Source organism: Burkholderia sp. AU4i (genome assembly GCF_000466765.1).
Classification (GTDB): Bacteria; Pseudomonadota; Gammaproteobacteria; order Burkholderiales; family Burkholderiaceae; genus Burkholderia; species Burkholderia cepacia.
In genome coordinates, this window is the sequence record NZ_ASSI01000157.1 from 12776 (window position 1) to 30644 (window position 17869).

A 17869-nucleotide genomic window follows, 5' to 3' on the forward strand; every position below is an offset into this window, starting at 1 on the left:
ACCCTCAAATTACTTGAACGACTGCACCCCGGTCACGACCGGATACGCAACGGTAAACACCAGATTCAACATTTTCTGGAGCTCCGTAACGGGCGCATTTGACACGTAAATCAGATCCTTGTTGTCCACCATGAAGTTTTGGGCAACAAAAAACGAACTGGGATCACGCAAGTTAACCCGATAAATCACAGGGACCTTATTATCCGCCGTGGTACGCACCGGCTTGGACTGCCAATCGAGCGCACCAGCATCCTCGAAACGGAAGACAAACACGCCCTGTGCATCTGCACGCGAATCCTCCAAGCCGCCGGCTCGCGCTAGCGCCTGCGCCAAGGTAATACCCTGCGCTTCGAAGTTGATTTCCTGATTCTTGCCCGTCGCCCCCAAGGACGTAAAACTGTAAGGCTGGAACAACGCGGTAACCACGTCTCCCGCGCGTAGCGGCACATTTTGACGCGGATCGCGAATCACGGTCGCGAGCGGAAGTGACGCCACGACATTGCCACGCGTCACCTGGATCGTGATCTTGTCGATCGGCTGCCGGACGCCCCCTGCGGAAGCCAAGGCATCGAGCACGCGCTCGCCGCGTGCACTGAGCTGCATCCTGTTGCTACTGGCCACATCCCCCACAATCGTGACATATGACGTCTCGTTGCGATCGAGCTTTACCAGCACCTGGGGATCATGCGCGATGCCCTTAAGCCGAGTCGTGATGTATTGCTCAAGCTGGGCCGGCGTCCGCCCGGCCGCTTTTACTGCACCGATGAATGGGATACGAATATTCCCCTCACCATCGACGGTTTGGGTCGGCAGCGTCGTCATGCGCGATCCGCTTGTCGCACCGGACTTGGCGTCCATTTCACCTGCCGAAAACAGCGTTGCTGGAGGTGCCTCCCAGATCAACACGGAAAGACTGTCGCCAACCCCAAGCCGTTGACTGAATTGCGCCCCGTCTCCCAGAACATCGACGAAATCGCTGAGTTTGCGCTCGGCAAAAAGTTTGCGCGCCACTTCGTCAGTGAGATCGACGATTTGAATTCCCGCCGGATTGCTCTCGGAAGCCGCGCTATTGACCTGGGACCGGCTGGGCCCGGAAGTCGGAATGGCCGAGCAGGCGCTCAGGCCGACCACACCACATGCGGCCCAGGCCAGATATGTACGACGATAGAAACTTGCCATGTTTTGATGCGTTCCGGTCATCATCTAGAATCGGCTTGGATTGTCTCACGATGTAGAATATATTTGCGCGCGATTGGCAGAATTCCTCGATCCATCCGTTGCTACTCGCACACGCCCATCCGTCAAGACAAAATATTTCATCCGTGTTAAACGTATTTCTGGACGTATCTCGGCTCCTGTCACGCTTGGCCAAAGGGCAATTACCGACAGGCGTGGATCGCGTCGGGCTCGCCTACGTGGAGCGCTACCACGACAACGCGCGTGCGGTACTCAGCGATCTCGGGTTTTCCAAAATTCTGTCCGAACGGGATTCGCGCAGGATATTCGACCTGCTACTGCAATCGCCGCCCCCTTCCAAGGCGCGAATACGCATTCAATCTACTTTCAGTCTGCTGACACCCGTAAGTGGCACATTCGACAGGGCCGTACTCCTGCATACCAGCCACAACGGCATGGAACAGCCACGCTACTACCAAGCCATGAAACGTCGCGGCATTCGGTCAGTCTTCATGATCCACGACCTGATACCGATCACGCATGCTGAATACTGTCGCCCGGGAGTCGGCGCGGTTCATCGCGCGCGCATCCACACCGCACTGCGCCATGCCGACGGCCTCATCATGAATTCGCAAGACACACTCGATGCACTGACCGCGGAAGCGCATCGCGCCAGCCTGTCGCTGCCACCTACGGTCGTGGCCCGCCTGGCACCGGGAATCGCAGCACACGACAGTGTTCCCAGCCCAATCGATCAGCCCTACTTCGTCATGCTCGGCACAATCGAGCCTCGAAAGAACCACTGGTTCATGCTGCATATCTGGCGGGAACTTGTCGCCCGGCTCGGCAAGCGGGCGCCCAAGCTCGTCATTATCGGTCGCCGCGGATGGGAATGCGAAAACGTCATTGACATGCTCGAACGCTGCGAAAGTATCCAGGATGCCGTGATAGAACATTCGGACTGCAGCGACGCACAATTGCGCGCCTGGCTGCAGCATGCGCGGGCACTATTATTCCCGTCCTTCGCGGAAGGCTACGGCATGCCGCTCGTCGAGGCGCTGACGCTCGGAGTCCCCGTGCTAGCAAGCAATCTCAGGGTGTTTCATGAAATTGCCAGAGATATTCCGGACTATCTCGACCCATTCGATGGCCCAGGCTGGTTCCGGCGCATTCTCGCATATACACAAAGCGGCAGCGCCGAGCGCAACGCACAGCTCGATCGCATTGCAGACTTCGAGACCCCCACCTGGCAAATGCATTTCCGCCAGGTCGACGCATTTATTAACGCAGTGTCTTCGTGAAGACGAACATCTACCAGCCCACCAGTGTCCCAAGCATATGGGCAAATGATATCCTGCCACGCAAACGCGGCCCGTTGCTATCGTGGTTTTGTGCGCCACTTGCAATTCGCACTGCGGAAACGTGGATCCGCTGCATCGATGACGAACTGGCGAGACACGCGACCGACAGCGAAACAATCGGCTTACAACAGTTGATGGAGCGATTTCGCTCTGCGTGTGTCTTCGATCCTGCTACGTCGCCATCGCGCCCCCACCCCGATCTGGCCGCGTCGACCAGGCAGCGCGTTCTGCTGATCGACGAACCGGTCTCGGACGCCTTCCGCACACCGCGTCCGGTGCGCCGCCAGGCATTCAAAAAGATGGTTTCAACTGCGCTCAACACGCATCCCGACGCAGAATTCTGGCTAGCGCGCAGCGGTGCAAACGAGCGCACGGAATGGTTGTCCGCCCGTCATCCCGAGATATGCGCAACTTCGCGATCACTTGATCCTCTCGGCTCGCTGTGTGCGTCGCTCCCCCATTTCCAACACGTTTACACCGTATCTGCTCCCGAAGGCATGCAAGCCCTGTTGTGCGGCGTACCGGTATACGTATTTGGCCGCCCCTACTACGCGGGATGGGGCCTCACCCACGATGATGCCGTTCAGCCGGCGCGTCAGGCCAGTGCAACAATCGGCGCCCTATTCGAAGCGACGTTCGTACGCCTATCCCGGCACATTGATCCGGAGACAGGAACAATCGGCGAACTAAACACGTTGCTTGCCGCAATCGCGACACACCGTGAGACGGCGCGGCGTTTCGCCGATGTGGGTAGGGTTGCGGGAGTCCGCTTCCAGTGGTGGAAACGGCCGTTCGTCAAACCCTATCTCACCGCAGCGGGAACACGACTGCGCTGGATCGATCGGCTCGATGAACTTCGCGCCGGTGAATATGCCGCGTTCTGGGGCGCCCGCTCGTCGACAGGCCTTCCACCCGAGACGCCCGTGATCCGCATCGAGGATGGTTTCCTGCACTCAGCTGGCCTGGGTTCAGATCACGTCGCACCTTGCAGTCAGGTTATCGACCGACTAGGTATTTATTTCGATCCGAGCCAGCCAAGCGATCTCTCAGTGATCTTGAACGAGGCCGAGTTTACCGACGCGGAACTTTCTCGCGCCGGAACATTACGCGAAACAATCTCAAAGGCCGGGTTGACGAAATACAATCTGGGTCGCCACCGCCCGACTTGGCACGCCCCGCTCGGGAAAACGGTCATCCTCGTCCCCGGTCAAGTCGCCGACGATGCATCCATTCGCCTCGGCACGAGAAACATCTCGACGATTGAAGATCTCGTGAACCAAGTCCGCCTGCATCGTCCTGACGCATTTATCGTGTACAAACCGCATCCAGATGTGTTGTCCGGAAACCGGCAGGGCCTTGTCAAGGCTAACGACAATGCGGATATTGTCGACACGGAATCCGATCTCGCGTCTCTGATCGAAGTTTCCGACGAAGTTCACACTCTATCCTCGTTGTCCGGCTTCGAAGCCCTCATCCGCGGCAAACAAGTCCACACCTACGGGCTGCCATTCTACGCCGGTTGGGGCCTCACGCACGACAGGCTCCCACAGCCATGGCGCAAACGCAGACTGACTCTGGACATGCTCACCGCCGGTGTGCTGATTCGCTACCCGGTTTACTGGGACTGGACCTGGGGGATATTTACCACGCCGGAATCAGTTGTCGGCAAAATGAGCACATCCGCATCGCGACCGCTCGCAAGAATCGAAGGCAACCGAATGCGGCCGTGGTTGAAAGCCTGGCGCTGGAGTCGGAATGGCCTACTGCACCTTCTTTCGCGCGATTGATCGTGCTGTCAAATAAGCGGGGCACTCGGTCGTCCAAAAACAACACGTGTCTGCAAAGTTTCGAGAAAATGGCACACTGATTTCAAGACAGGCAATTCTTTCATCAGTATCTCAGCAAGGTCGAGTGATTCATGAACATTTATCCGGTGATTCTCTGTGGTGGCAGTGGTACACGGCTTTGGCCAATGTCGCGTGGCGGCTACCCGAAGCAATATCTAAAACTGGCAGGAAAGCACTCGCTAGCGCAGCAGACTGCTCTGCGTCTTGCCGACATCCCGGATGCGGCAGCGCCAATTGTCGTTTCGAATACCGAGCAACGGTTCATCATTTCCGAACAACTACGGGCCGTTGGCATCACGCCATCCTCGGTCATACTTGAACCGGTCGGCCGCAATACAGCTCCCGCGATCGCCATCGCGGCACTGGTTGCGCTACGAAGCGAACCGGATGCACTACTGATGGTGCTGCCGTCGGACCATATCATTCTCAACGAGCAGGCGTTCATCAAAGCGGCCCGCACAGCCGCGAAAATCGCCGCGGATAATCATCTCGTCACGTTCGGCATCAAGCCTGATTCACCGCATACCGGATACGGATATATCCGCCGCGGCTCGACCATCTCCGAGGAATGCGCCGCCTACACGGTACGGGCTTTCGTCGAGAAACCGGACCATACGACGGCCGAAGCTTTCCTCGACGACGGCGGCTATTACTGGAACAGCGGCATGTTCATGCTGAAGGCATCGACATACATGGAGGAATTGCAACGCTTCGAACCGGAAGTCGCCCGACAGGCCGAAGCTGCACTCCACGCTGCCACTTGCGACGCTGACTTTATACGTCTCGATGAAACCCAATTCTCTGCTGTACCGAATATTTCAATCGACTACGCTGTAATGGAGCGGACCGATCGTGCCGTCGTGATCGCCGCATCCAACCTCGGCTGGAGTGATATCGGTTCGTGGGCGTCACTCGCCGAGATCGCAGACAAGGACGATAACGGTAATGCGCAGTTCGGAGACGTATTTACCTACGATACCCGCAATGCTTACGTTCGCGCCGAACACCGCATGGTCGCCACGATCGGTGTCGACAATTTGGTGGTTGTCGAAACTGCCGACGCCGTACTTATCGCTCATCGTGACAAAACCCAAGACGTCAAGAAAATCGTCGAGTGGCTCAACGCCTCTGGCCGTCACGAATCCATCACACACCGCCGAGTCGTGCGTCCGTGGGGCTCTTACGAAGGCATCGACCAAGGCGAACGCTTCCAGGTCAAACGAATCGTCGTGAACCCCGGCGCACAGCTGAGCCTACAGATGCACCACCATCGCGCCGAACACTGGATCGTCGTGAAGGGTACAGCACTGGTCACGAACGGCGATAAGGAAATCGTCCTGACGGAAAACCAGTCCACCTATATCCCGCTCGGCGAAATGCACCGGCTGAAGAACCCCGGCAAGATTCCGCTCGAGTTGATCGAGGTGCAATCGGGTGCGTATCTCGGCGAGGATGATATCGTGCGGTTCGAGGACACGTACGGTCGAGCCGCATCGGTAAAGTAAGCGGTACCACAATCCCTACCCTGAAGCGAAAGGGCCGACGGCATATGTCGACGGCCCTTCCCTCGGCGGCTGCGTGGCGGTGTTGTCAAGGACAACGTTATCACTGAGAGAATGAGTTGAGGAGCAAATGCGCATAGCTGTTATTAGTTCACCCAGAAGTGGAAATAGTTGGGTAAGGTCTGTTCTCGCCAGCAGCCTCGATCTGCTAGAGATTGCAGTGCACAACTATCTCGACGCACCGCAAGACCTGCCGCCACGATGCGCATTTCAGCTTCACTGGTATCGGGAACCCAACTTTCAGCGATATCTCATCGAGAACCAATTCAAGACGCTGGTGATTGCTCGGCACCCGTTGGACATCTTGCTGTCGGTCCTGCAATTCATTCGCCACGATCCCACACCCAGTCAGTGGCTAATGGGAAATGCAGAGATTCCGCACGAGTTGGCCGGTCAGTCGCCGACTTCGGACGCGTTTATGGATTACGCGTTGAGTTGGGGTGCGGAGAATCTGTTGTCTGTAACTTATCAATGGTGGCACGATGAAAATTCTATCCGGGTCAAATACGAAGATCTGGTCGAATCGCCGAATAAAAATTTCGACAACCTAATTTACACACTTTCCGGTGAAGCGGTTGGGTCCAAGGTCGACGAAGCGCTGGAACGCTTCAACTTGAAGTATTTCCGTTCGTTGCCGAATCGACATGGATGGCAAGGGCGACCAGGATTATGGCGCGATCTCATTCCTGCAAGAGAGGCGCACGCTATCTATAAGCGGCATCGTCGTTTCTTTGACATCCTTGCCTATGAAGCGCCTTGGACCTGGATGTCTCGTCAGGAAGCAGTGCTTAACTGGGAATCGTTAAGCTAATCGCCGTGCGCCCCGCCCCTCCCGAATCGAAGCGCCGCCGTGCGCTCGCTGTCTACGATGGCTGACGCCTCGAGCACACCGCGGCCGCCTCGCTCATCTGCCTCAGGCTTGGCTGCCTCATTCCGCTTCTCAAGCTTTAGATCTGAACAGCCGAACGGCTTGGGCATGTCGCTCGGCGCAATGTACGGCACCCTCTCCGTCAAGCATCGCGATGCGATAGATCGCCACGAAATTTGGTGAGAGATTCCGGCTCTGAACGTCGTTAGCACGAGTCTCCGCCTCGAAGTCACCGCTGTCTCCCGGTTGTCCCCGCACATGTCGAGGTTCGAGGTATAAGAATCGCAGCGCATACCCCCCGAGAACGCATGCTAGATGTCGCTACCGCCCAGCAATTCCTGATGGCCCCCGGCTTCGATTTCGGCCGCAACCGTACGCGGCCAGCAACTCGTCTTGAGTTTGGTCGAGACGCTTAGAAGTATCGCATCTATTTAGCGAGTCGGTTTTCTCGGAAAACCTTACAAAATTTGAAACATCATCCTCCCAAATTTTTAACACAACCGACTAATCGTGCTGAAATCCATTAAAAGTTGCTGGGTTGACGAGTCTCCGCGGGAGAAACCCACGATTTTCCGTGCTTTATTTTAGAAACTTCTCCGAGTCTTGTTTCCAGAAAATTGCCAACTTCATGCGCGGTTAATTATTGATCTGGCATAATCGCGCCCGCCGTGGATGCACGGGGGGCAGTTCCCAAGCATCTGGTTGCTGCGGCACCGCCGGCGCGTCCGCGTGCGCCGCCCCCCCAAGACCTAGCAGCGATTCTGCGACATCGCGATCCAGCAGCGATAAGTTGCCACTGCCGATCGTCGGCTGAATTGGGCGCTCGGTACGACAGGCGTCACCTATCCCGGGAACACCGCGTACTGCGTGATCGCCTGCGGCTGCGGGGACGACTCCTTCGGCATATCGAACCAGAAGCCGAGCACTTGCGAAGACTCGTGTACGAAGTGCGCGACCAAGCCACCCGCCGTCGCAGCAATCAATGGATCCTTCGACGCGCCGGCAGCAGTGCCGAGCAATATGATTATCACAGTCGCAATCGTCGCGGCTTTCTCATTGCACAACGCAAAATACCGTAGGTTGCCCGAGCCTCGCAGGTCGGTTATAACAGCCCCACCAAAAGCGGTGCATGCGCCGCCCTTCCCACCCCTGACTTCGGAGAACGCATGATCGATCTCGCCACCGCCCAGCAATTCCTGATGACCCGCGGCCTCGACTTCGGCCTCAACCTCCTCGCCGCGATCGTCTTGTGGTTCGTCGGCCGCTGGGCGATCCGCATCGGTACCCGCCTGCTCGGCAAGGTCGTGCGCCGCAGCGGCAAGGTCGACCCGACACTCACCGACTACCTGACCTCCGTCGTCGGCGTGCTGCTGACGATCCTGCTGATCCTCGCGATCCTGCAGATCTTCGGCGTGCAGACCACCTCGTTCGCCGCGCTGCTCGCCGGCCTCGGCCTCGCGATCGGTACCGCCTGGGGCGGCCTGCTCGCGCATTTCGCCGCAGGCGTGTTCATGCAGGTGCTGCGTCCGTTCAAGATCGGCGACGTGATCAGCGCGGGCGGCGTCACGGGCACGGTCAAGGAGCTCGGCCTGTTCGGCACGACGATCGTCACGCCGGACAACATCGTGACGATCGTCGGCAACAACAAGATCTTCTCGGACAACATCGCCAACTACAGCGCAACGTCGTATCGTCGCGTCGACCTGACCGCGAAGATCGCGAACGGCGTCGATGCCGTCGACGCGATCAACCGCCTGAAAGCGTCGATCCAGCAGATCCCGAACGTGCTGACCACCCCGGCGCCGGACGTCGGCGTGCTGCAGTTCACGCCGGAAGGCCCGCTGCTGTTCGTGCGCCCGTCCACGCAACCGGAAAACTACTGGCAGGTGTACTGCGACACTAACCGCGTGATCCTCGAGACGTTCCGCGACGCGCAATACCCGACGCCCGAAACACCGCTCTTGCATCGCAGCGCATGACGGCGGCACCGGACGAAAAAAAAGCGTGGCACCCGCCACGCTTTTTTATCGACTGAAGCAAAGCTCCCGCTCAACGCCCGCCCGTCTTCTGCGCGTTATCCGACTGCTTCCCGCGCACCAGCTTCCACACCGCGCCGAGCGCGACCGGCACGATCGCCGCACCGATACCGACCAGCACGATCACGTTCAGGTACTGGCGGATGAACGGGATGTTGCCGAAGAAATAACCGAGCAGCACGAGCAGCAGCACCCACACCAGCGCGCCGATCACGTTGAAGAGCTGGAAGCGCGCGACGCTCATCGACGAAGCGCCCGCGACGAACGGCGCGAACGTACGCACGACCGGGATGAAGCGCGCGAGCACGATCGTCTTGCCGCCGTGCTTGTCGTAGAACGAGTGGGTCTTCTGCAGCGCGGCGCGGTCAAGGAAGCGCTCGAGCACCGGGATATGCGTATTGAACACCTTCGGGCCGACCCAGCGGCCGATCAGGTAGTTCACGGTGTTGCCGGCGATCGCCGCGACGAGCAGCAGCACGATCAGCGCGCCGACGTTCATTTCGCCCGTCGCCGCGAACGCGCCGCCGATGAACAGCAGCGAATCGCCCGGCAGGAACGGGAACACGACGAGCCCCGTCTCGCAGAACACGATCAGGAACAGCACGAGATAGACCCACGCGCCGTACTGCCGGATGAAATCGCCGAGGAAGGCGTCGATATGCAGGACAAGGTTGACGAAATGAAGCAGCGTATCCAAATGCGATTCCTCGAAGGCGATAGGGCCGGAACGGCCGAAACAGGCCAGGCTTGGCGGAAGCGCCCGCCGGCCAAGGCGGCGCGCGAAACGGAGCCATGATACCGAAACTACCTTAAGGCTCCGTGAAAAAACGTAACGCTCCGCCGCCCCGGCACGCATCCGCCGCCTCGCTATAATTCGGCCATGTCCGAAATCACCGAAACGGCCGCGGGCGACACGCCCGCCCCTGCTCCGCGCCCGCTGCGCGCGATCCAGCCCCTGCCCGACCAGCTGATCAGCCAGATCGCCGCCGGCGAGGTCGTCGAACGTCCGGCGTCGGTCGTCAAGGAACTGCTCGAGAACGCGATGGACGCCGGCGCCACGACGCTGCGCATCGTGCTGGAGGAAGGCGGCGTCAAGCGCATCTCGATCACCGACGACGGCTGCGGGATTCCGCCCGACGAGCTGGCGCTCGCGCTGATGCGCCACGCGACCAGCAAGATCCGCTCGCTCGAGGAGCTCGAGGCGGTCGCCACGCTGGGTTTCCGCGGCGAAGCGCTCGCGTCGATCGCATCGGTGGCCGAGATGTCGATCACGAGCCGGACGGCCGATGCCGCGCATGCGATGAAGATCGACGCGCAGACGGGCGTGCTGTCGCCCGCCGCCGGTGCGACCGGCACGACGATCGAGGTGCGCGAGCTGTACTTCAACACGCCCGCGCGGCGCAAGTTCCTGAAGAGCGAGCAGACCGAGTTCGGCCACTGCCTGGAAATGATCCGCCGCGCGGCGCTCGCGCGGCCGGACGTCGCGATCTCGGTGCTGCACAACGGCAAGGCCGTCGAGCACTGGAATGCGACCGAGCCCGCGCAGCGCGTCGCGAAGATCCTCGGCGACGGCTTCGCGACCGCGCACCTGCCGCTCGACGAACAGGCCGGCCCGCTCGCCGTCTACGGCTGCGCCGGGCTGCCGACCGCCAGCCGCGGGCGCGCCGACCAGCAGTATTTCTTCGTGAACGGCCGCTTCGTGCGCGACAAGCTGCTGACGCACGCGGTGCGCGCGGCCTACGAGGACGTGCTGCACGGTGACCGCTACCCGTCGTACGTGCTGTTCCTCGACCTGCCGCCGGAGGCCGTCGACGTGAACGTGCACCCGTCGAAGATCGAAGTACGCTTCCGCGATTCGCGCTCGATCCACCAGTACGTGTTCCATGCGGTCCAGCGCGCGCTCGCGCGCCATGCGGGCGCGTCGCCGGAAACCACGGCGGGCGGCCATGCCGCGCATATCGAACCGGCACCGCGCGGGCCGTCGTCGTTCCTGGACACGCCGCTCGGGCAGAGCCAGGGCCACGCGAGCGGCGGCATCGGTGGCACCGGCAGCAGCGGCTTCTCGTCGCCGTCGTCCTCGTCGGCAGGCAACACCTGGATGCGCCAGGCACGGATGACGCAGGGCACGCTGCCCGTCGCGCAGCCGCTCGCGCTCTACGACGCGATGTTCGGCCGCAAGGATAGCGGCGCCGGCACACCGGGCGGCACGACCACCATCGCGCGCGATTCGGCCGACACGCCGCTCGCCCCGCTGCCCGGCTTCACCGTATCGCCGATCGCCGCCACCGCGCACGACGAGCAGCCGCTCGGCTTCGCGCTCGGCCAGATCCACGGCATTTACGTGCTCGCGCAGAACGCGCACGGGCTCGTGATCGTCGACATGCACGCGGCACACGAGCGGATCCTGTACGAACAGTTCAAGAACGCGCTCGCCGACCGCTCGGTCGCCGTGCAGGCGCTGCTGCTGCCGATCTCGATGACGGCCACGCCGGTCGAGATCGGCACGGTCGAGGAAGAGCGCGACACGCTCGAATCGCTCGGTTTCGACCTGGCGGTGCTGTCACCGACGACGCTCGCGATCCGCGCGGTGCCGGCGCTGCTGAAAGATGCCGACCTGCAGTCGCTCGCGCGCGCGGTGCTCGCCGACCTGCACGCGTTCGGCGGCTCGCGCGTGCTCACCGAGCGCCAGCACGAGCTGCTCGGCACGCTCGCCTGCCATCACGCGGTGCGCGCGAACCGGCGCCTGACGCTCGACGAGATGAACGCGCTGCTGCGGCAGATGGAGGCGACCGAACGCGCGGACCAGTGCAATCACGGCCGGCCGACGTGGTATCAGCTCACGCTGAACGATCTCGACCGCCTGTTCATGCGCGGACAATGAGCGCTTCACCGCAGTCCTCTCCGACGACGATCGCCTGCCTGCTCGGCCCCACCGCATCGGGCAAGACGGCCGCGGCGCTGGCGCTCGCCGCGCGCCGCCCGATCGAGATCGTCAGCGTCGATTCGGCGCTCGTCTATCGCGACATGGATATCGGCACCGCGAAGCCTTCGCGCGAAGAGCGCGCGAGCGTGCCGCACCACCTGATCGACATCATCGATCCGGCCGACGCGTATTCGGCCGCGAGTTTCCGCGCCGACACGCTGCGCCTGATCGGCGAGATCATCGCGCGCGGCCGCACGCCGCTGCTCGCGGGCGGCACGATGCTGTACTACAAGGCACTGACGCAGGGGCTCAACGACCTGCCCGGCGCCGATCCGGACGTGCGTACGACCCTCGATGCCGAAGCCGCGCGCGATGGCTGGCCCGCCCTGCACGCGCGACTCGCGCAGGTCGATCCCGACACGGCCGCGCGGCTCGCGCCGAACGATTCGCAACGGATCCAGCGGGCGCTCGAAGTGTTCATGCTGAGCGGGCAGCCGATGTCGGTACTGCTCGCCGCCCCGCGACGCAGCGACGACGCGGCCGCCGCTTACCGCTTCGTGCCGGTCGCGCTCGAACCGTCCGATCGCGCGGTACTGCACGCACGGATCGCACAGCGCTTCGATGCGATGCTCGACGCGGGCTTCATCGACGAAGTCGAGCGGCTGCGCCGTCGCGAGGATCTCCATCCCGACCTGCCGTCGATGCGCTGCGTCGGCTACCGGCAGGCATGGGAATTCCTCGACGGCGACACCGATTACCGGACGATGCGCGACAAGGGCATCTTCGCGACGCGCCAGCTCTGCAAGCGCCAGATCACCTGGCTGCGCGCGATGCCGGAGCGGATCGTCGTCGACTGCATCGCACCGGACGCCACGGCCCGCGCGCTCGACGCGCTCGAACGCGTGCTCGACGGCGGCACGCCGGTCTGACCGTCAGCGGCGCCCGCGTGCTGCCAGGCGCGCGCGGGCGCCGTCGACGATCAGCGCGACGCCGCGCTCGAACGCTTCGTCGCCGCCGCGCGCGCGCAGCGCGGCCCAGCCCTTGGCGAGCAACGGATACTCGGCCGCGTCCGGCAGCGGCGCATCGGCCTCGCCTTCGGGTTCCGCCTGTTCCTCCAGCACCCATCCAACCACGAAGCGGCCCAGCGCATACATCACGTCGACCGCCTCGTCCGGCGCGAAACCCGCTTCGCCGAGCAGCGCGACCTTGCGTTCGATCGAGCTGAAATGCAGCGCCCGCGGCCGCGTACCGGCATGCAGGCGCGCGCCGTCGCGATAGGCCAGCAGCGCGCGGCGGAAACTGCGCGCGTTGTCGAGAAGCCACGCATCCCACGCCTCGCCCGGCCGCGGCAGCGACGCATCGTGCCGCTCGAGCATGATCGCCTCGGCCATCGCGTCGAGCAGTTCGGCCTTGTTCCGGAAATGCCAGTAAAGCGTCGGCGACTGCACGCCGAGCCGCTCGGCGAGCCGCCGCGTCGACAGCCCATCGATGCCGACCTCATCGAGCAGCTCGAGCGCCGCGCGCAGTACCGTGTCGCGCGTCAGCCGCGCTCCCGTGTCCTTCATCTCTATCACCGATAGGGAAAGTTGTGGAATAATCGCCACTCTATCACCGATAGAGTCACCCTCTTGAATCCGTCCCTGATTGCCATTCTGGCCACGGTCCTGCTCGACGCGATCGGCGTCGGGATCGTGATGCCGATCCTCCCCGGGCTCCTGCGCTCGCTCGCCGATGCGGGCAGCACCGACACCCACTACGGGATCCTGCTCGCGCTGTACGCGTTCGCGCAGTTCCTGTGCGCACCGCTGCTCGGCGCGCTGAGCGACCGCTTCGGCCGCCGGCCCGTCCTGCTCGTGTCGCTCGCGGGCGCCGCGCTCGACTACCTGTTGATGGCGCTCGCGCCGACGCTCGCCTGGCTCTACGTCGGGCGGCTGATCGCGGGCATCACCGGCGCGAACGTCGCGGTCGCGACTGCGTACGTCACCGACGTCACGGCCGAACCCGACCGCGCGCGACGCTTCGGCCAGCTCGGCGCGATGATGGGCATCGGCTTCATCGCGGGCCCGTTGATCGGCGGCCTGCTCGGCGCGCTGCATGTGCGCGCGCCGTTCGTCGCGGCCGCCGTACTCAACGCGCTCAATCTCGTGCTCGTCTGGCGCGCGCTGCCGGAATCGCGGCCGCGTTCGGCCCGCGAAGGCCAAACGGCCGGCGCGCTCAACCCGTTCGCCAGCCTGCGCCGGCTGACCGGCTCACCGGCGCTCGTACCGCTGATCGGCATCTACGTGATCGTGGCGCTGGTGTCGCAGGCGCCCGCCACGCTGTGGATCCTGTACGGCCAGGAACATTTCGGGTGGTCGACACCGATCGCGGGGCTGTCGCTGGCGGGCTACGGTGCGTGTCACGCGCTCGCGCAGACTTTCGCGATCGGGCCGCTGATCGCGCGGCTCGGCGAGCGCCGCGCGCTCGCACTGGGCCTCGCGGGCGACGCGCTCGGGCTCGTGGCGATTGCGTTCGCGACCGCCGCGTGGGTGCCGTTCGCGCTGCTGCCGCTGTTCGCGGCGGGCGGCATGACGCTGCCGGCGCTGCAGGCGATGCTCGCGCGGCAAGTCGACGATGCGCGCCAGGGTGAACTGCAAGGCGCGCTCGCGAGCGTGGCGAGCCTGATCGGTGTCGCGGGGCCGCTGGTCGTCACCGCAACCTATGCGGCGACACGCGCGACGTGGCCGGGGCTCGTCTGGGCCGCGGCCGCGCTGCTTTATCTGCTCGTCCCGCCGTTGCTGGCCGGTGCCCGGCCGGCGGGCGCGGCACAGCCGTCCGCCTGAGCGCCGGCCGCACATTCACGCCCGCCGCCGCGCTCAATGCGCGAGCGTCACGAGATTGGCATCGCGGACGAGCTGCCAGCGGCCGTCGGCCTTGCGGAAGATCGTCAGCGTATGGCCGGAACGGCGGATCGTCTCGCCGCCCGGCGGAGTCGCCTCGATCTCGATGAAATTGCGCATGTACGCCCAGTCGCCCAGCACGCGCAGTTCGTCGATCCGGTAACGGCCGTCGATCGTCGGCGCGGGCCCGCCCCCGGCGTTCGCGTCACGCGACGCGGCCGCAAACGCCGCCTTGTCGAACGGCGGCCTGCCGGCCACCATGAAGATCGCGTCGTCGGCGATCAGGTCGAGCACGGTCGCCACGTCGCCGCGGCGGCTCGATACGAACCAGTTGTCCACGAGCTCACGGATCGCGTGTTCGTCTTCGGTCATCGTCGCTCCTCCTTCATCGGCGCGCGCCCGTACGCCACGCGGCGCCCGAAAAAAAAGCCGCCCGGATCGACTCCGGGCGGCTTTCCTTGCTGCATCTGCTGCGGCCGTGCGTCAGACCACGACGGTCTGCGCCTCGCCTTCGCGGGTCGCACGCACGGTGCCGATCTTCCACACCTGTTCGCCGGCGGCGGTCAGGTCGGCGATCGCGGCGTCGGCATCGGCCGCCGAGACGATCACGGCCATGCCGATCCCGCAGTTGAACACGCGGTGCATTTCCGCGTCGGCGACGCCGCCGTGCTCCTGCAGCCACTTGAACAGCGGCGGCAGCGGCCACGCGTTCTGGTCGAGCTCGGCGGTGAGGCCTTCGCGCAGCACGCGCGGGATGTTCTCGACGAGACCGCCGCCGGTGATGTGCGCCATGCCCTTGACCGACAGCTTCTGCATCAGCGCGAGCAGCGGCTTCACGTAGATGCGCGTGGGTGCCATCAGCGCATCGGCGAGCGAGCGGCCGTGGAAATCGGCGGACAGGTCGGGGTTCGCGCGCTCGATGATCTTGCGCACGAGCGAGAAGCCGTTCGAGTGGATGCCGCTCGAAGCGAGGCCCAGCACCACGTCGCCCTCGGCGATCGTGCTGCCGTCGATGATCTTGCTCTTCTCGACCGCGCCGACCGCGAAGCCGGCCAGGTCGTATTCGCCGTCCGGGTACATGCCCGGCATTTCGGCCGTTTCACCGCCGATCAGCGCGCAGCCGGACAGTTCGCAACCCTGCGCGATGCCCTTGACGACCGTTGCGGCGGTATCGACGTCGAGCTTGCCGCACGCGAAGTAGTCGAGGAAGAACAGCGGCTCAGCGCCCTGCACGAGGATGTCGTTCACGCTCATCGCGACGAGATCCTGGCCGACGGTGTCGTGTTTGTTCAGATGAAAGGCCAGCTTGAGCTTGGTGCCCACGCCGTCGGTGCCCGACACGAGCACGGGCTCCTTGTACTTCTTCGGTACTTCGAACAGCGCGCCGAACCCGCCGATGCCGCCGAGCACGCCGTCGCGCAGGGTTTTCTTCGCAAAAGGCTTGATCTTGTCGATGAGCGCGTCGCCCGCGTCGATGTCGACGCCTGCGTCGCGATAGGACAGACCTTGGGCGTCGGGAGCGGATTTCGGAGGATTCATGGGGGAATGCGAGAAGGTCGGTAAAATGCGATTTTACCCGAAGCCGGCCCGTTGGCCGGAATTCCCAGCACCGAATCGTCAGGGATTGCATCTTGGTCAACACGTCCCCGTTTTCATCGCCGAGCGAACCACGCCGAAACCGGCGTGGCGCCGTGCGTGCGGGCGCGCGTGAAGCCCGCGAAGACGCAGTTCCCGGCGCGTGCCCGGCGTACGGCACGCGTATTTTCAACCGACCCGCATTGTGACTGTTGTGTCCCGTCAACTGACGCTCGATCTCGGCACGCCGCCGCCCGCCACGTTCGACAACTTCATCATGAACGAGGAGAACGACGAGCTCATCTCGCGCCTGCAGAAGCTCGACCTCGCGCTCGCGGCGGGCCCCGTGCCGGACCGGTCGTTCTATATCTGGGGCGAGCCCGGATGCGGCCGCACCCATCTGCTGCAGGCGCTCGTGAGCGACGCCTCGTACGGTTATGCGCGTTATCTCACACCGCAAAGCCCGCTCGGCGCGTTCACGTTCGACCCGCGCATCGGCATCTATGCGATCGACGACTGCGACCGGATGAGCGACACGCAGCAGGTCGCGCTGTTCAACCTGTTCAACGAAGTGCGCGCTCACCCGTCGAGCGCGTTCGTCGCGGCGGGCCCCGCGGCGCCGCTCGCGCTCGACGTGCGCGAGGATCTCCGCACGCGCCTCGGCTGGGGGCTCGTGTTCCACCTGTCGCCGCCGTCCGATGCCGGCAAGATCGCCGTGCTCAAGCTCGCGGCGAAGGAGCGCGGGATCGCGCTCACCGACGACATCGCCGCGTACCTGCTGACCCATTTCCGCCGCGACATGCCGAGCCTGATGGCGCTGCTCGACGCGCTCGACCGCTTCTCGCTCGAGCAGAAACGCGCCGTCACGCTGCCGTTGCTGCGCCGCATGCTGGCGCGTCCCGGCGACGACATCACCCCACCGGGCACGGGCCCGAACCGCTTCGAGTAAAATGCGCTTCCATGACTAATCTGGCACTCTTTGACCTCGATCACACGCTGATCCCGACCGATAGCGACCACGAATGGGGCCGCTTCATGGTGAAGCTCGGCATCGTCGACGCGGAAAGCTTCTCGCGTCAGAACGACCAGTTCTTCGCCGACTACAAGGCCGGCAAGCTCGACATCCACGCGTACCTCACGGCGATGCTCACGCCGCTCGCGAAGTATTCGCGTGCGCAGCTCGCGCAATGGCACGAGCAGTACATGCACGAGGTGATCCGGCCCGCAATGACGCCCGCCGCGCTCGAACTCGTGCGCAAGCATCTCGATGCGGGCGACCTGTGCTGCGTCGTGACGGCGACCAACGAATTCATCACGCGCCCGATCGCCACCGCGTTCGGCGTCGACACGCTGATCGCCTGCGAGGTCGAGACGACCGACGGGCATCCCGACTCGCCGTACACGGGCCGGCCGACCGGCACGCCGAGCTATCGCGAAGGCAAGATCGTGCGGACCGAAGCGTGGCTCGCGTCGCTCGGCAAGCAATGGAGCGACTTCACGCACACCTACTTCTACAGCGACTCGCACAACGACATCCCGTTGCTCGAGAAAGTCACCGACCCGATCGCGACCAACCCTGACGACACGCTGCGCGCGCATGCAAGCAACCGCGGCTGGCGCATCCTCGATCTCTTCTGAACGT

At 63.4% G+C, this 17869-nt stretch carries 15 protein-coding genes; 10 read left to right on the forward strand and 5 right to left on the reverse strand.

Annotated elements, in window-relative coordinates:
* Positions 1 to 9: 9 nt before the first annotated feature.
* Positions 10 to 1179, reverse strand: coding sequence for a polysaccharide biosynthesis/export family protein (locus L810_RS31055; RefSeq protein ID WP_042976864.1), 1170 nt, complete (start codon positions 1177 to 1179; stop codon positions 10 to 12).
* A gap of 143 nt (positions 1180 to 1322) precedes the next feature.
* On the opposite strand from L810_RS31055, the gene L810_RS31060 reads away from it, so the two are divergent.
* The 5 genes from L810_RS31060 (at position 1323) to L810_RS31085 (ending at position 8793) form a co-directional block, all read left to right on the forward strand.
* On the forward strand, positions 1323 to 2477 hold the full coding sequence (locus L810_RS31060) for a glycosyltransferase family 4 protein (RefSeq protein ID WP_042976847.1): 1155 nt from the start codon (positions 1323 to 1325) through the stop codon (positions 2475 to 2477).
* Positions 2474 to 4324, forward strand: a complete 1851-nt coding sequence (locus L810_RS31065; RefSeq protein WP_021162196.1) for a capsular polysaccharide export protein, LipB/KpsS family — start codon at positions 2474 to 2476, stop codon at positions 4322 to 4324. Before L810_RS31060 ends, L810_RS31065 begins: the two co-directional genes overlap by 4 nt.
* Before the next feature lie 131 nt (positions 4325 to 4455).
* Positions 4456 to 5889 carry a mannose-1-phosphate guanylyltransferase/mannose-6-phosphate isomerase gene (locus L810_RS31070; protein ID WP_021162197.1) on the forward strand — a complete coding sequence of 478 codons (1434 nt, stop codon included), beginning with the start codon at positions 4456 to 4458 and terminating at the stop codon, positions 5887 to 5889.
* A 217-nt stretch (positions 5890 to 6106) separates the two neighbouring features.
* Complete coding sequence (locus L810_RS47645; RefSeq protein WP_162175303.1) at positions 6107 to 6757, forward strand: sulfotransferase domain-containing protein; 651 nt, start codon at positions 6107 to 6109, stop codon at positions 6755 to 6757.
* A 1223-nt stretch (positions 6758 to 7980) separates the two neighbouring features.
* A complete protein-coding gene (locus L810_RS31085; RefSeq protein ID WP_021162199.1) occupies positions 7981 to 8793 on the forward strand; it encodes a mechanosensitive ion channel family protein in 813 nt (270 codons plus the stop codon).
* Between the two features lie 70 nt (positions 8794 to 8863).
* Here the strand turns inward: L810_RS31085 and L810_RS31090 are convergent, their stop codons facing one another.
* Positions 8864 to 9547 carry a DedA family protein gene (locus L810_RS31090; RefSeq protein WP_021162200.1) on the reverse strand — a complete coding sequence of 228 codons (684 nt, stop codon included), beginning with the start codon at positions 9545 to 9547 and terminating at the stop codon, positions 8864 to 8866.
* 183 nt (positions 9548 to 9730) lie between these two features.
* Between L810_RS31090 and mutL the strand changes: the two genes are divergently transcribed.
* Both mutL and miaA read left to right on the forward strand, forming a co-directional pair.
* Positions 9731 to 11731 (forward strand): DNA mismatch repair endonuclease MutL, encoded by a 2001-nt coding sequence (mutL, locus tag L810_RS31095; RefSeq protein ID WP_021162201.1) that lies wholly within the window; start codon positions 9731 to 9733, stop codon positions 11729 to 11731.
* Positions 11728 to 12702 carry a tRNA (adenosine(37)-N6)-dimethylallyltransferase MiaA gene (gene miaA / locus L810_RS31100; protein WP_021162202.1) on the forward strand — a complete coding sequence of 325 codons (975 nt, stop codon included), beginning with the start codon at positions 11728 to 11730 and terminating at the stop codon, positions 12700 to 12702. Before mutL ends, miaA begins: the two co-directional genes overlap by 4 nt.
* Before the next feature lie 3 nt (positions 12703 to 12705).
* Here miaA and tetR read toward each other — a convergent pair whose 3' ends face one another.
* Positions 12706 to 13338 (reverse strand): tetracycline resistance transcriptional repressor TetR, encoded by a 633-nt coding sequence (gene tetR, locus L810_RS31105; RefSeq protein ID WP_042976854.1) that lies wholly within the window; start codon positions 13336 to 13338, stop codon positions 12706 to 12708.
* Positions 13339 to 13401: 63 nt separating this feature from the next.
* Here tetR and tet point away from each other — a divergent pair, with 63 nt between their 5' ends.
* Positions 13402 to 14595: a Tet(A)/Tet(B)/Tet(C) family tetracycline efflux MFS transporter gene (gene tet, locus L810_RS31110; protein WP_021162204.1), complete on the forward strand. Its 1194-nt coding sequence runs from the start codon at positions 13402 to 13404 to the stop codon at positions 14593 to 14595.
* Positions 14596 to 14628: 33 nt separating this feature from the next.
* On the opposite strand, the gene L810_RS31115 is transcribed toward tet, so the two are convergent.
* Together L810_RS31115 and purM are read right to left on the reverse strand one after the other, a co-directional pair.
* Positions 14629 to 15024 (reverse strand): YybH family protein, encoded by a 396-nt coding sequence (locus L810_RS31115; RefSeq protein WP_021162205.1) that lies wholly within the window; start codon positions 15022 to 15024, stop codon positions 14629 to 14631.
* A gap of 111 nt (positions 15025 to 15135) precedes the next feature.
* Positions 15136 to 16191, reverse strand: coding sequence for a phosphoribosylformylglycinamidine cyclo-ligase (gene purM, locus L810_RS31120; protein WP_006484927.1), 1056 nt, complete (start codon positions 16189 to 16191; stop codon positions 15136 to 15138).
* 250 nt (positions 16192 to 16441) lie between these two features.
* On the opposite strand from purM, the gene hda reads away from it, so the two are divergent.
* Positions 16442 to 17176, forward strand: a complete 735-nt coding sequence (gene hda, locus L810_RS31125) for a DnaA regulatory inactivator Hda (protein WP_006484992.1) — start codon at positions 16442 to 16444, stop codon at positions 17174 to 17176.
* A gap of 11 nt (positions 17177 to 17187) precedes the next feature.
* Entirely contained in the window at positions 17188 to 17865 is a 678-nt protein-coding gene (locus L810_RS31130; RefSeq protein ID WP_021162206.1) for an HAD family hydrolase, read from the forward strand.
* Positions 17866 to 17869: the final 4 nt, after the last annotated feature.